Genomic DNA, 12,460 nt, shown 5'->3' with positions numbered 1-12,460 from the left:
GGTCATGATTCAAGGAAGTCCTCATGATGAACTCAACCACCCGCCTCTCCCGTAGCCTGCCCACCCTGGCTCTGGGCGCCAGTCTCATGCTCGCACCCCTGGGTGTCGCACACGCGGAGACCACCCCGGCAACCGCTGAGGCAACCACCGAGAGCGCCTCGGCTCAGCCGAGCGACAGCAACCTCAGCCACGGCGAGCGCGCCCTCACCCAGACCCTGTCGGCGGAGCAGCCGGTCGCATCCGGCCGCACCGAAATTTCTGCCGGTCACGTGGATATGGGTCCTCGTTTCAACAACGGTAAGTTTGAGCTCATGCTCCACGACGACCACGGTGAAACCCCGGTCTGGCGCAGCCTGGACGAGGTCATCTACCGCGGTAGCGACCAGGCGATCCTTGAGGTGCCGAACGACCCGCGCTACTCCTTCGTGGGTGCGCCCGCCGGCTCTAAGGTGTACGTAATTCCGCAGACCGAAACTAAGGGCGTTATCTGGCCGGGTTGGAACACTCAGGATCCGCAGCTGGTGTCCAAGCTGAACCGCGGCGTGAACCTGACCCTGGAGCAGGTGAGCGGCCCCGGCACGTTCAGCCTGTACCTGGAGAACGGTAACTTCTCGGCACCGCAGGTGCTGTGGTCCTCGACCAAGAGTGAGCCGCAGAAGCTGTGGGTGGAGAAGAACACTCACACCCACGCAAACTGGGTGTTCACCGCCCCCGGCGAGTACCTGCTGAAGGTTACCGCGAGCGCTGAGCTGTCTGACGGTTCGACCGTGTCCGATACCCGCTACCTGAAGTTTGCGGTGGGTGATTCTGCGAGCGCTGATGCCCTGTACGCGATGGAGGCGCAGGCGCGCGGTTCCTCGGGTTCTGCGTCCTCGGGGTCGGCTTCTTCTGCTTCTCAGGCATCCGGTTCTTCGTCTGCCGCCGCAGCGAGCGACCAGAGCGGTTACAAGGCAGAGTTCACTATCCCCTGGGGTGCTATTGCCGCAGGCGTGGCAGCTGTGATTGCCGTGGGTGCGTTCCTTTCGTTCCGTCGCCGCTCCTCCGCGCAGCGTGAGGCGCTGGATGAAGTGCGCGGTGACCGTTCGTGAGCGCGTCGGTAACAGCGGGTACTGAGCCCGTTCTTGAGATTTCAAACCTGTACGCCGGCTACGCGCGCCGTTCCATCCTCAAGGATCTGTCCCTGACCCTGGAGCGCGGCGAGTTTGCGGGTCTGATTGGCGCTAATGGTGCCGGTAAGACCACGCTGCTGCGCACCATTTTGGGTCTGATTCGCCCGGCGTCCGGTCAGGTTCGGGTGCTGGGTGAGTCGCCGCGTGTGGCGCGTGCGCATATTGGTTATGTGCCGCAGAAGCACCAGTTCCAGTGGGATTTTCCGCTGACCGTTAAGGACACGGTGATGACCGGTCGCGTGCGTGAGATTGGGTTCTTCCGCCGCCCGGCGAAGAAGGATTGGGTGCAGGTTTTTTCGGCGATGGAACGCACCGATGTTCTGCACCTGCAGGACGCTTCCATTGCGGAGCTTTCCGGTGGTCAGCGTCAGAGGGTTCTTTTGGCGCGCGCTTTGGCGGCGAACCCCTCCCTGTTGCTGCTGGATGAGCCGTTTACGGGCGTGGACGCGCCGACTCAGACCACTCTGACTCGCCTGTACCGTGAGTTGGCATCTGAGGGCATCACGATTCTGATGTCTACGCATGACATGCTGGCGGCGCGTGAGTCCTGCTCGCGTCTGTGCGGTGTGCGCGGCAATATTCACCTGGATGGTCCGGCGGACTCCTTTAGCCTGGAGCAGCTGCATACGTGGTTGCACGGTCACGATATTGAGGAGGCGCAGGGTCACGCCCGCACGGGCTTCACCTGTGCCGGTGGTGCGTTGGATGAGTACGGCCACGAGCTGCCTGATTCCTGCGCTTCTGATCATTCCCTCTCCCCCGCCCATACTGCTTCTACCGGGGGTGCCCGTTGATTACTCCTATCGATTTTCTTGCCGACCTGTTCAACCCGTCTCTGGCGTTCCTTCCGCGCGCCCTGGCGGCGGTGCTGCTCGCATCGGTGGTTACCGGTGTGGTGGGCTGCCACGTGCTGATGCGCGGCATGGTCTTCATTGGCGATGCGGTAGCGCACTCGGTGTTCCCGGGTCTTGCGGTGGCGTTCGTGCTGGGTGGCAACCTGGTGATGGGCGGTCTGACCGCGGGCGTGGTGACAGCTATTCTGGTGGCTATTTTTAGTCAGAATCAGCGGCTGCGCGAGGATTCCGTGATTGGTATTTTCTTCGCGGCTTCCTTTGCGTTGGGTATTGTGATTATTTCGTTGGCGCCGGGCTATTCGGGGTCGGTGCAGGATTTCTTGTTCGGCTCGATTGTGGGTGTTTCGAATGAGGACATTACCCAGGCTGCGATTATGGGTGCCGTTATTCTGCTGGTGTTGTGGCTGTTCCACCGCCAGATTGTGACGGTCAGCCTGGACCGTGAGAGTGCCCGGGCGATGGGTCTGCCGGTGCTTGCCCTGGATATTGTGCTGTACGTTCTGGTGACCATTTCTGTGGTGCTGGGTCTGCAGACACTCGGTAATGTGCTGGTGTTGGCGCTTCTGGTGATTCCGGCGTCGGCAGCCCGCCTGGCGTGCCGCCGACTGGGATCGATGATGGTGTTCTCGCCGGTGTTTGGCGGTATCTGTTCGATTGTTGGCCTGTACCTGTCGTGGGCGTTTAACCTACCGACCGGTGGCACGATTGTGCTGTCGATGGTGGCGGCTTTTGTGCTGGTATGGGCGGTGACGGCGGTTCGTTCACGAGCGCGTGCCCAGCTGAAGAATTAAACCCAGCTCAACCTCGACTCAATCCAACTTTTCTCGATTAAACGCACGAGGCGCATCCCTGTTTGAGGGGTGCGCCTCGTGCGTTTTTTACAGGTCTTAAATACCCAAAGTGAATCATGTTCATGTTTAAAGAACCAAAAGATACACTCCGCGTAATAAAAGCGCATAATTCAACATGTCGGGTTTAATAAAAATACAACCTATCAAATATTTCTTATGGGTTGATACATGTAGTGATAAAACAGTCACTGCACCCTCATTAGAGCTTCAAAGAAGGAGTGATCATGAAGGCATATGTATACCACGGCCCCGACCAGAAGGGCGCCTGGGAGGAAGTCCCGAACCCCACCATTCTTGAGCCCACGGACGTTATCGCCCGTGTCGACACCACCACCATTTGCGGTACTGACCTGCACATCCTGAAGGGCGACTGCCCCGAGGTGGACCACGGACGCATCCTTGGCCACGAGGCTGTCGGTACCATTACCGAGGTTGGCTCCGCGGTGACTGACCTGAAGGTCGGCGACCGCATCATCATCCCCGCCGTGACCAGCTGCGGTAAGTGCTCCTACTGTAAGGCGAACCAGCCTTCGCACTGCCAGACCGTTGGTGGTGTCGGCTGGATTTTCGGTTACATGATTGACGGCACCCAGGCTGAGTACGTGCGTGTTCCCTACGCAGAGACCTCGGTCCACCTGGTTCCGGAGGGCCTGACCGATGAGGACGTCCTCTTCCTCACCGACGCACTGCCCACCGGCTTCGAGATCGGTATTCTGAACGGCAACACCAAGCCCGGCGACACCGTCGCTGTCGTGGGCGCAGGCCCCGTGGGTCTGGGCGCAATCATGACCGCTAACCTCTGCGGTGCCGGCCGCGTCATCACCGTCGACTTCGACGAGAACCGCATGAACAAGGCACTGGAGCTGGGCGCAACCGATAAGGTCAACGCGGGCGACCCGGACTTCATCGAGAAGATTAAGGCTCTCTCCCCCGACGGCCTGGGTGTGGACGTGGCAATTGAGGCTGTGGGTGTTCCACAGACCTTCGAGACCTGCACCAAAATTGTTCGCCCCTACGGCAATATCGCTAACGCCGGCGTGCACGGCAAGCCCGTTGAGCTGCCCCTGAACACCATGTGGATTTCTAACGTCCGCATCAACATGGGTCTGGTCAACTGCAACACCGTCGGCAACCTGCTGAACATGGTCCGCTCCGGTCGTCTGAACGCTAAGGCTATGGCAACCCACCGCTTCACTTTCGACCAGTTCGAGGAGGCATACGACCTGTTCTCCCACGCTGCTGAGCACAACGTGGTGAAGGTTGTTATCTCCCGTAACCCCGAGGTTGCGGCATAGACTGCGGTAGGCTCATATACCGCTCATACTGAAACCCCGAACTTTTGTTAGGGATTTCGGTGGGATGTCTTCATTACACTGCGAACATCCCCACGATTCGCCTCCGGGTGGGAGAGGGTAGGTCCCACCCGGAGCGCGAATCGCCTTCCCCTACCCCGAGATGTAGTTATTTTCTATAGAGACAAGATTGTCTGAAAATTCAAGAGATACGCCAGCTCGGGGTTTTCTGTTCCCTCAACCCATTCTTTGGGCAACCCGTTCTTTGGCGGGCTCAACCTGTTTTTTGGTGGGTTGAGGGGCGGTTCCTCAAGCATGATGCACCCTCCGCCAGGCGCTCTGCCGACCCGCTCTTGCGGGTTCTTCTGCCAGGCAACCTCTACTGGTGGAGGGGCGCATCATTTGGCTCTTCTTGGTCGGGCGGTACCTCCGATTCTGCTCCTCCTTGAAGGGAAAGGAAAAGGGTCGCACGCTTACGATTCAATGGCGATTCGTAGGCTGCGACCCTTTTCTCATGCCCGATGGATTCTAGGGCGGCTATTTAGTTTTTGGGCTTCTCACCGTCAGCTTTCTCGCCGATAGCGGCGTTCTGCGTAATGGGGTTGAACGCCTCCGTGGGGTCATCTGCCCCAGCTGCGACGGATACCTCGGCTACAGCGGAAGGTTCGGTGGCGCCTCCGGTGACGGGCTCGGTGGGTGCATCTGCTAGATCCCCGGCAAGCACGTCAGTAGGATTATCGGCAGGCGCTTCAACGGGCACCTCCGCAACGATGGGTTCTTCCGAGGCGGGCGCCTCCGGAGCCTTCTGCGCATCCTCCTGCTTATCCTTAGCCGGAGTCTCTACGGGCTGCCCAGAAACACCCTGCTCAGTAGCTACCGGCTCACCGTGCGCGGAACCCTTCTGTGCATCCTTGTGCGCGTCCTTATGTTCGAGCGTGTAGATGATGCGCGGTTCCAGACGCTCAAAACCGATCTTGGAGCGCACCCAGTTCACCATCCGGTCAATGCGGTCCTCACCCTCGGTAGTTTCCACAACCCGGTAGTTACGCGGCAGCATCACGCTATCACTGAGCACACGCGGGTACTCGTCAATCTCCTGAATACCCGCCATGTACATATTTTCGCGGAACTGCTGGGCGAACTCCTGCTGACCCAAGAACAGCTGGTCGGCGTAGGTTTTAGCCGCCAGGCGCTCGCTGTAAGCGTCCTTCGAATCGCGGGTGCCCTTCTTAGAGCCGTAAATATCCCAGAAGTAGAAGTACACGTTTTTCGCGATAATCGCGTAGATAATGCGGTCCTGCAGGTACACGAGGGCACCCACCGCACCGGCACCCACCAACAGCAGAACCACTGCGATGGGCGGCAGGCTGTAGCTGGTCCAGTCCACCGGCTGGCCGGTGAAGATACGCACCAGGTAGGCAATGGTTGCCACGATAATCGGCACACCAATGAACACCGCGGCGAGGGGCGTCCAAATGTACAGCAGGCCGCGCAGAATCAGGCGGTAGTAGCGTACCGAGTCCCCAATGGCGATGGGCGTGGGCTTCACGGAGGAGTGCGCACGCTTCATGAGCAGGCTGAACACGCGGTTGCTGTCGATGCCGACTTTACGCAGCTTCGATTCGAGGGAGGCACGTTTGAGGAAGACCCGGTAGTTTTCGAGGACGACGCGCTGGTCGGAGGTGAGGCTCTCCGGGTCGGGTAGCGCGCTGATGTCCATGCCAGCTTCGGTCAGTAGCTTGCTCCACAACTCTAAGCGCGCCAGTTCGGAGGGTTTTGCCGCCGCCTGCGCCTGGTAGTTCTTGTAGGAGATGAAGATGGTGCTGGCACCAATCAGTAGCGTGATGAAGGGTGCTATCCAGTCTTTGAGTCCCATGGTGGCGTTCCTCCTTGATTGTGTGGAGCCGCTGGTTCCTCGGTCTTTTCAGCGCGTCTTTTCAGGATGTCTTTTTGGGGCGTCCTTTGCGGGCGCGAGCCCACTGTGTTTACCGTACCACCGGCACCTGTGCTGAACCTTTAAATGCGCAGGTGGGTGCGTAAAAATAGCCCCGCCTCCCGATGCTGCGGTAGCGTCAGGAGGCGGGGCTCATGTATTCCGAATTAGTGTTCTCGCTGGGTTAGCGCGCAGAGTTAGTGCGCGGAATTAGTGGTCAGCGGGCTTCATTTCGCGCGGTGCCTTGCGGATCATGAAGTAGCTAATGACGGCCATAACACCCATGAGCACGGCGCTGAATGCGGAGCTCAGCACCACGCCGGAGTCGAAGGCAGCGAATGCGGAGGAGAGCAGCTGGTTCGCCTGCTCGCCACCCACCTGGCTTGCGACCGTCACGGCACCGCCGAGGGTTTCGTGGGCGTGGTCGGCGAGAGTCTCATCCAGGCCGTCGGGTACAACCACATTTGCGCGGTAGACGGCGGTGAGCATGCCACCAATGATGACGGTGCCGAGCACCGCACCTGTCTCGTAGGAGGTCTCCGAGATCGCGGATGCCGCACCAGCCTTACGCGGCGGCACGCTGGAGAGCATCAGGTCGTTCGAAATGGTCTGCGCAATACCGATGCCGGTACCGAGCACAATGAAGATCAGGATAATCACCAAGTCGTTGTGCGCACCCAGGAAGGCGAGCACCGCGAACGCGGCAGCGTTGAGCGCCAGGCCAAAGGACACCACCTGCGCCGGGTGGAAGTACACTGCCACGCGCGCAATCACCAGACCGGCGATAATGGCCGCCAGGGTGCCGGGGATCAGCAGCATACCGGCGTACATGGGCGGCAGGCCGGAGACCAGCTGCAGGTGCTGGGAGGCGAAGTAGATGGAGCCAACGTACACCATCATCGAGATGAGGTTTGCGGTAATCGCACCGGTGAACACGGTGTTGCGGAAGAGGCGCACATCCAGCATGGGCTGAATATCGTTCTTCTCGCGGTTGAGCTGACGCAGCACAAACAGAACGATGAAGCACAGGCCAGCCAGGATGGTGCTAATAGCCACTGCATCGAAACCGGTTTCGGAGGTGTGAGTCAGGCCGAAGGTAATGCCGGTCATGCCGGTCATAATCAGCAGGATGCTCAGCGGATCCACCGGGCTGGGATTCGGATCCTTAGACTCGGGCACCATGATCGGGGCAAGAATCAGCAGAGGAATCAGAATCGGCACAGCAAGCAGGAACACCGAACCCCAGTCGAAGTGCTCCAGCAGGAAGCCACCCACGATCGGGCCCAGCGCCGCACCGGCGGAGAAGCCCGAAGCCCACACGGCAATAGCGATGCGGCGCTCGGTCGCATCCACAAAGATATTGCGGATAATCGACAGGGTCGCCGGCATGAGCATCGCACCGAAAATACCGAGCAGGGCACGGGCAATCACGAGCATCAGTGCGGAGGGTGCGAACGCCGCGAGCGCAGAAATCGCAGCGAAGCCGGTCGAACCGATGAGCAGCAGCTTACGGCGGCCGATGCGGTCACCGATAGCGCCCATGGGCACGAGCAGGGCGGAGAGCACCAGCGAGTAGGCATCAACGATCCACAGCTGCTCCGCGGAGGAGGGGCTCAGCGCCTTAGCGATTGCGGGCACCGCGAAGGCGAGCACCGTGTTGTCGATGGAGACCAGGAGCACCGGGAGCATGAGCACGCCGAGTGCCGCCCAGCGCTTGGTCTTCTGGTCGGGGGCGTGAATGGGCAGAGCCGTGGTGTGCGGATTGTGATTCGTCATGGGTTGTTTTCCTGCGTCTATGGGATTTCGGCTGATGCGGCGGACGCGGCGGCATCGGCCCGGCCTATCTTTTGGACTAGGGCTTTTAGTGAGGTTTCGGGGCTTACCCGGAGGTTTTAGGGTGCCGGGCGGGTCCACAAACGAAGATTAACTATACCAACTGGACGGTATAGTTTCAAGCGGTTAGACTGGTACCCATGACCACACCCAACCACCGCAAACAGCGCGCCAACAACTCCCGCGAACACATCCTCGACACCTACGTCGACCTGCTGATTCGCTCGGGAGAACGCGCCGCAACCCTCGACGCCGTCGCCACCGCCGCCAAGGTCTCCAAGGGCGGGCTACTCTACCACTTCGCCTCCAAGAAGGCGCTACTTGAGGCGCTCGCAGAACACACCCTCACCCTGGCTAAAGAGGACTTCGCGGCGATGGAGCAGGCACCTGAGGGGGCAAGCGCCTACTACATCAATTCCTCCACGCCAGATAACTCCCCCTTCGACCGCGCCCTCATTGCTCTCAGCCGCCTGGCACAGAGCAATAACGAGCTTGCCCAGCAGACCATGAGCCGCGTACAGGATGGCTGGCATGCGCTCGTCCTCGCTGAGCTGGGTGATGAGCAGATTGCCCGCACCGTGCTGCTTTTGGGTGACGGCATGTACTACAACGCGGCGTTCGGAGGCGACTCCGCCAGCCCGCAGAGGGCCGCAGCCATCGCGGCAGACCGTGCGGCACTCGAACGCGCCCTGCAGGTTCTCAAGGCGGCGGCTCGTTAAACCACAAAAGCCACTCGACACAGCGGTTAAAGCCACAAGCTAAAACCGCTACCTCAAACCCTATTCTTCAGCGCCGGCGAGCACCCGGGGCTTAAACTGGAAAGGTACATATCTACTCTTCAACCAAGGAGTTCCGATGATTTTCATTGCTGTAAAGTTCCCCGTCAAGCCCGAATACGCTGACCAGTGGATTGAGAAGACCCGCGCTTTCACCGAGGCAACCCGCGCCGAGGAAGGCAACAAGTTCTTCGAGTGGTCCCGCAGCGTTGAGGACCCGAACGAGTTCGTTCTGCTCGAGGCTTTCAACGACGACGCAGCTGGCCCGCACGTGAACTCTGACCACTTCCAGCAGGCTATGAAGGACATGCGTCCGCTGCTGACTGCAACCCCGAAGATTATTTCTCGCCTGATCGACGGCGACGACTGGGAAGCAATGGGCGAGCTGCAGATTGACTAGTCTGCACCCCTGATATGCACCTAAAACTGCATAGTTAGACGTTGCATAAGTAGACGCTGGAGCGCCTCTCCTCTCTGTCCTATTGGACAGGCAGGAGAGGCGCTTTGGTGTGTCCGGTACCTGAACTTTTCCCCTTGACACGACGCGGATGGTACCGGTTTTCGACTCAGCGGGTGCCTTGCGTGCATTTTTACCCTATTAACCCCTTAAAATGGGTAGAGTATGCACACCTATCGATACCCATTCGCACAGGAGGTCTGAATGAGCATCGCATCCCAGCCTCTTCCCGGCGCAGTCGCCGTCGAAGAGCACAACGACGTGGACCACACCTCTGTATCCCTCGCCGTCTCGACCGTTATTCTGGCACTGCGCCCCAAGGAAAACGAAACCCACCCGACCCTGTGGCTGCCGCTCGTTCGCCGCCTCCGCGAGCCCTATAAGGGTCAGTGGGCGCTTCCTGGCGGTCCGCTCAACCCGAACCTTTCCCTCGAAGAGGCAGCGGCTTCTACCCTGAAGCGCGCAACCAATCTGCAGCCCGGTTACCTGGAGCAGCTCTACGCATTCGGCGACGTTCTGCGCACCCCCGAGGCGCGTGCCGCCCGCGTTGTGGGTGAGCCCGAACCGGCACCCGGCACTGATCACGAGCGCGTGGTGTCCGTGGTGTACTGGGCGTCGATTCCCGCCACTGAGGTCGCGAACACTCGCGTGCACGAGAACATCCGCTGGTTCCCGGTGGATGAACTGCCCGAGCTCGCCTTCGACCACAACGAAATCATTGAGTATGCGCTCTACCGCCTGCAGAACAAGGTCGAGTACTCGCGTATTGCGCACTCTTTCTTGGGTGAGGAGTTCACCCTGGCGCAGCTACGTGAGGTGTACGAGGCGATTCTGGGTCGCACCCTGGATCCGGCGAACTTCCGCCGCCAGATTGCGGCGTCGAAGTCGATTATTGACACCGGCCGCCGCGTCGAGGGCACCCGTCACCGCCCGCCGCGCCTGTACCGTTACAACGACGCTCAGGCGTACGCGGATGCGGGCCCGCTGGGCATGTACCGCGAGCGCCACGAGGCGTAATAGCATTTCGCGCGTTGTACGCGCGCAGATTTAATGCCTAAGATCTAATGCCTAAAAGGAGGGACGGCACCGAATGGTGTCGCCCCTCCTTTTGCGTTCTCTAAGGGGTATCGGCACTTGTCAGGCGGTTTTGCGGGAGGGTGTTTGACTCAGCACCCACACAGTTTCTATGCTTGAGCCATCAGCTCTCTATCCGCGCTACCCCACCGTGGGGGGGGGTAGCCTAAGGGACTGAACGTATCGTTTGACCGAAGCCACCCAAGGCACGACCGGGGTGCCCTTCGGAATCTAGGAGGCATCAAAGAAATGACCCACCGAGCATAAGCCCGGACTCAGAAGAATTTTTCGTGCGCTCACGCAGCTTTTTGCGCAGACACATTCTCTCTGCGCACTTCCATTTTTCTGCGTGTCTCCATCAGCGCGCACGCACCGGGCACAGGTACATCCACCGTTACGCTCGGGTTTTTTCATGCCTTCATGCCTTCATGTGCGCTGGCAGGAGTCCGAGCACCTACTCGAAGGAACTCGGCCCATGTCACGTCACATTACACTCGACCATATTTCGTACGCACATCCGGGTGAGCCCCCACTTTTCACCGACCTTTCCGCGGTATTTTCTGCGCCACTCACCGGACTTATCGGCGATAACGGCGCCGGAAAAACAACCCTTATGAGGTTGATTTTGGGTGATTTGACCCCGGATTCCGGTTCTTTGGCGGCGCCGGAACACATGGCGTATCTACCTCAGGATATGGGTCTGAATCGGAATCAAACCCTCGCCGAGCTCTGCGGAATCTCCGAGATTCTGCGGGCGCTGCAGGCCTTGGAATCCGGCGAGTACTCCCCCGAACTCTATGAGATCATCGGGGATAGCTGGGACGTTGATGAGCGCACCCTCGCGACTCTTGCGACCTACGGATTCACCCCGGCGGCCCTGGTTAACCGTGACGACCCGCAGGCGGTTCGCGCACTCTTTGCCCGTAGCATGCGCAGTTTCTCCGGTGGTGAGGCGGTCATTGCCGCGCTTGCCTCGCTGATGATTTCTGACCCCGAGTTCATTCTGCTCGATGAGCCGACGAACAACCTAGACTCCGCGGCGAAAGCCCAGCTCTTCACCGCACTGGAGGCGCTGCCCTGCCCGGCGCTCATTATCAGCCACGACCGCGATCTACTGGAGCGCGTAAACGTGATTGCCGAGCTTCACGCCGACCGCCAGGGGGTGGCGCATCTGCGCCTTTTCGAGGGTAACTACAGCACCTACCGGCAGGCGCTGGACACCGAGCAGCAGGCGGCTCAGCGTCGCGTCACCGAGGCGAAGAACCGGGTGCGTTCTGCGCACCGTGAGTGGGTGCATGCGCAGGAGATTATCTCGAAGAACATGGCGCAGGTGTGGAAAGATGACCAGCCGGATACGATTCTTGCCCTCACCAAGGACGCCTCACGGCAGGCGGCGGTGAAGCTTCGCGGTCTGCGCATCGGCAAGCAGGAGCAGGCTCAGGAGGCGTATCAGAAGGCTCAGGAGCAGGTGCGGGCACAGGAGAAAATCTATGCAGAGCTGAGCCAGCAGCCCCTGCCCGCGGGACGTAAGGTGCTGGAGCTGAGCAGGGTTGATAGCCACCCAGTTTCACGTGAAACATTTGCCGTTCAGCAACCCACCAAGGTTGATTCTCTGCATTTTTCGCCCGCAGAGGCTGATAGCGAGAGCCAACAGGGAACCCCAGCAGAGCACCCCGAGCACCTGATTCTCAGCGGCCCCGAGCACCTGCGCATCACCGGTGCAAACGGTAGTGGCAAAACCACCCTCCTTGAGGCAATTGCCCACGCCGGCGAGGCGGACTACCTCTCCCCCGTACAGCCCGCCTATCGCGTCGACTATTGCATCGAGGGGGCGTATATTCCGCAGCGCATTAGCTTGGATCCACAGCTGACTCTCCTGCAGAGCGTGCAGCGGGCAAACCCCGGGGTGAGCGAACAGCACCTTCGTGATCAGCTGGCGCGGTTACTTTTCCGTCGCGAGAGCGTGCACCATAAGACCGGTGAGCTCTCCGGCGGTGAGCGTTTCCGCGCAGCGGTGGCGCAGGTGCTTCTGGCTGATCCGGTACCGCAGCTACTCATGCTGGATGAGCCGACGAACAACCTCGATATTTCTTCGGTGGATTGGTTGGTGCAGGCACTCGAAGCCTACACCGGTGCGCTCATCGTGGTGAGCCATGATGAGGATTTCTGCCGCCGCATCCGCATTGACCGCACGCTGGCGCTCTAGGGTTCCACCCCCGGA

Annotated in this window: 10 protein-coding genes; 8 read left to right on the top strand and 2 right to left on the bottom strand. The window is 60.0% G+C overall.

The features are described 5' to 3' along the window. The first annotated feature begins 23 nt into the window (after positions 1-23). The 4 genes from HMPREF2779_RS00165 to HMPREF2779_RS00150 all read left to right on the top strand — a co-directional run bounded on the left by HMPREF2779_RS00165 (position 24) and on the right by HMPREF2779_RS00150 (position 4,169). The gene (locus HMPREF2779_RS00165) at positions 24-1,088 is read left to right on the top strand and encodes a TIGR03773 family transporter-associated surface protein (protein ID WP_105360513.1); all 1,065 of its coding nucleotides are present in this window, start codon (positions 24-26) and stop codon (positions 1,086-1,088) included. Further along, positions 1,085-1,963 (top strand): metal ABC transporter ATP-binding protein, encoded by an 879-nt coding sequence (locus HMPREF2779_RS00160; RefSeq protein WP_105360512.1) that lies wholly within the window; start codon positions 1,085-1,087, stop codon positions 1,961-1,963. Before HMPREF2779_RS00165 ends, HMPREF2779_RS00160 begins: the two co-directional genes overlap by 4 nt. Continuing rightward, positions 1,960-2,814 carry an anchored repeat-type ABC transporter permease subunit gene (locus HMPREF2779_RS00155; RefSeq protein WP_012904337.1) on the top strand — a complete coding sequence of 285 codons (855 nt, stop codon included), beginning with the start codon at positions 1,960-1,962 and terminating at the stop codon, positions 2,812-2,814. The genes HMPREF2779_RS00160 and HMPREF2779_RS00155 overlap by 4 nt, the downstream gene beginning before the upstream one ends. Positions 2,815-3,098: 284 nt before the next feature. Then, positions 3,099-4,169 carry an alcohol dehydrogenase catalytic domain-containing protein gene (locus HMPREF2779_RS00150; RefSeq protein ID WP_049352853.1) on the top strand — a complete coding sequence of 357 codons (1,071 nt, stop codon included), beginning with the start codon at positions 3,099-3,101 and terminating at the stop codon, positions 4,167-4,169. Positions 4,170-4,707: 538 nt separating this feature from the next. Here the strand turns inward: HMPREF2779_RS00150 and HMPREF2779_RS00145 are convergent. Both HMPREF2779_RS00145 and HMPREF2779_RS00140 read right to left on the bottom strand, forming a co-directional pair. Continuing rightward, complete coding sequence (locus HMPREF2779_RS00145; protein WP_105360511.1) at positions 4,708-6,042, bottom strand: CoA-disulfide reductase; 1,335 nt, start codon at positions 6,040-6,042, stop codon at positions 4,708-4,710. 267 nt (positions 6,043-6,309) lie between these two features. After that, entirely contained in the window at positions 6,310-7,875 is a 1,566-nt protein-coding gene (locus tag HMPREF2779_RS00140; protein WP_105360510.1) for an MFS transporter, read from the bottom strand. Positions 7,876-8,072: 197 nt separating this feature from the next. Between HMPREF2779_RS00140 and HMPREF2779_RS00135 the strand changes: the two genes are divergently transcribed. The 4 genes from HMPREF2779_RS00135 (at position 8,073) to HMPREF2779_RS00120 (ending at position 12,445) form a co-directional block, all read left to right on the top strand. Continuing rightward, positions 8,073-8,651 (top strand): TetR/AcrR family transcriptional regulator, encoded by a 579-nt coding sequence (locus HMPREF2779_RS00135; RefSeq protein WP_105360509.1) that lies wholly within the window; start codon positions 8,073-8,075, stop codon positions 8,649-8,651. Positions 8,652-8,787: 136 nt separating this feature from the next. Next, a complete protein-coding gene (locus HMPREF2779_RS00130; RefSeq protein ID WP_049333773.1) occupies positions 8,788-9,108 on the top strand; it encodes a putative quinol monooxygenase in 321 nt (106 codons plus the stop codon). A gap of 261 nt (positions 9,109-9,369) precedes the next feature. Beyond that, on the top strand, positions 9,370-10,182 hold the full coding sequence (locus HMPREF2779_RS00125) for an NUDIX hydrolase (protein ID WP_070505485.1): 813 nt from the start codon (positions 9,370-9,372) through the stop codon (positions 10,180-10,182). Between the two features lie 532 nt (positions 10,183-10,714). Then, the gene (locus tag HMPREF2779_RS00120) at positions 10,715-12,445 is read left to right on the top strand and encodes an ATP-binding cassette domain-containing protein (RefSeq protein WP_105360508.1); all 1,731 of its coding nucleotides are present in this window, start codon (positions 10,715-10,717) and stop codon (positions 12,443-12,445) included. Positions 12,446-12,460: the final 15 nt, after the last annotated feature.

Origin of the sequence: Rothia sp. HMSC069C03 (assembly GCF_001811075.1) — a bacterium.
Lineage (GTDB): Bacteria > Actinomycetota > Actinomycetes > Actinomycetales > Micrococcaceae > Rothia > Rothia mucilaginosa.
The sequence above is the reverse complement of the archived record's forward strand: the minus strand, read 5'-3'. Positions and strand labels throughout refer to the sequence as shown.

Bases quoted from the DNA above. Each gene is read 5' to 3' on its own strand.
- HMPREF2779_RS00165 (WP_105360513.1), top strand. From the start codon at position 24: ATGATGAACTCAACCACCCGCCTCTCCCGTAGCCTGCCCACCCTGGCT.
- HMPREF2779_RS00150 (WP_049352853.1), top strand. From the start codon at position 3,099: ATGAAGGCATATGTATACCACGGCCCCGACCAGAAGGGCGCCTGGGAG.
- HMPREF2779_RS00145 (WP_105360511.1), bottom strand. From the start codon at position 6,042: ATGGGACTCAAAGACTGGATAGCACCCTTCATCACGCTACTGATTGGT.
- HMPREF2779_RS00140 (WP_105360510.1), bottom strand. From the start codon at position 7,875: ATGACGAATCACAATCCGCACACCACGGCTCTGCCCATTCACGCCCCC.
- HMPREF2779_RS00135 (WP_105360509.1), top strand. From the start codon at position 8,073: ATGACCACACCCAACCACCGCAAACAGCGCGCCAACAACTCCCGCGAA.
- HMPREF2779_RS00130 (WP_049333773.1), top strand. From the start codon at position 8,788: ATGATTTTCATTGCTGTAAAGTTCCCCGTCAAGCCCGAATACGCTGAC.
- HMPREF2779_RS00125 (WP_070505485.1), top strand. From the start codon at position 9,370: ATGAGCATCGCATCCCAGCCTCTTCCCGGCGCAGTCGCCGTCGAAGAG.
- HMPREF2779_RS00120 (WP_105360508.1), top strand. From the start codon at position 10,715: ATGTCACGTCACATTACACTCGACCATATTTCGTACGCACATCCGGGT.